Raw genomic sequence first — 1,198 nt, forward strand, 5'->3', positions numbered from 1 at the left:
GATCCGCGGTCGGCGCGGCCCCCTCCTGCGGGGCCTCCCCCGGCTCCGGCGGCACGAACACCGGCAGCGAGGCCTCGGGCAGCTCGCTGGTGGCCGTGACGGCCGCCGTGCGCAGCGCCCGCCGCTCCTCCTGGGTGTCCCCGGCCCGCGGCATCGGCGGGCTGGCCACCTTCACGAAGCAGGCCTGACCGCGGGCCAGGTCGTGGCCCACCGCGGTCGCCTCGAGCTCCACGGTGGTGCCCGAGCGCTCGTCGGTACTCCAGTCCTGGATGCGCAGCCGCCCGTGCACGATGACGGGCTGCCCCTTGGCCAGGGAGCGGAACAGGTTGACGGCCTGCTGGCGGAAGGCGCACACCGTCATCCAGTTGGTGGCCACGGTCTCCACCGCGCCGGTGGAACGGTCCACCCGGTTGACGTTCTGGGCCAGGCGGAAGGTGAGGAAGGGCGTACCGCTGCGCCCCTGCCTCAGCACCGGCTGGCTGGCCACGTTGCCGGTCACGGTCAGGTAGGTCTCGCTCATGGTCTCTCCCGGTGTCGGCCAGCCGGGGTGGCTGGCGGTGCGCCCACCGTGGCAAGGGCCCCGCCCCGTGCGTGGCGCACGGCGCGGGGCCCTGTGGACGAGTGGCGTCAGGCCAGGGCCGACCCCAGCAGCTCGCGGGTGCGGCGGTGCCGGTCGAGCACCTCCTGGACCGGGTCGAGCACGCGCTGCTGAGCCACCTCGCCCAGGGCGGTTTCGAGCTCGCGGGAGACCTGCCGGCGCCGTGCCCGCGCCCCGAACCCGGCGAGGAAGCGCGCGAGCAGGCCCAGCAGCAGCCCCAGCGAGAGGCCGCCCCCGAGCAGCCACACGGGCACCGGCAGCCAGCGCCACATCGGCGGGTCCCCCAGCGGGATGTGGAGGAAGCCCTCGCCCAGGCTCAACGCGGCCAGCCAGACCAGGCCCACCACGGCGACCAGGAGGAGCAGCCACTGCAGCACGCCCACCAGCGGCCACCACCAGCTGGAGCGCTGCTGCACCCCGGTGCGGCGCACGGCGGCGTCGAGCTCGTCGGAGAGCCGGTCGGCCGGGGGCACGGCGGCGTCCATCACGGCCTCGGCCCAACGGCGCGGCAGGCCCACCGAGGCGGCGTCGCCCACCTCGCGGCAGGCCAGGTCCACCGCCGAGGTGGCGGTGCGCGAGGCCCGCGGGATGGACGACCGG

General features: G+C 76.1%; 1 protein-coding gene and 1 pseudogene. Both read right to left on the minus strand.

The window, feature by feature from the left end; translation table 11 throughout:
• Positions 1–520 (minus strand): single-stranded DNA-binding protein (locus tag HMPREF3099_RS10300; protein WP_070705883.1); only part of this gene is annotated, 520 nt, incomplete at its 3' end.
• A gap of 107 nt (positions 521–627) precedes the next feature.
• A pseudogene (locus HMPREF3099_RS13115) lies at positions 628–1,198 on the minus strand (ABC transporter); the annotation flags it as partial.

This window comes from Kytococcus sp. HMSC28H12 (assembly GCF_001816045.1).
GTDB lineage: Bacteria > Actinomycetota > Actinomycetes > Actinomycetales > Dermatophilaceae > Kytococcus > Kytococcus schroeteri.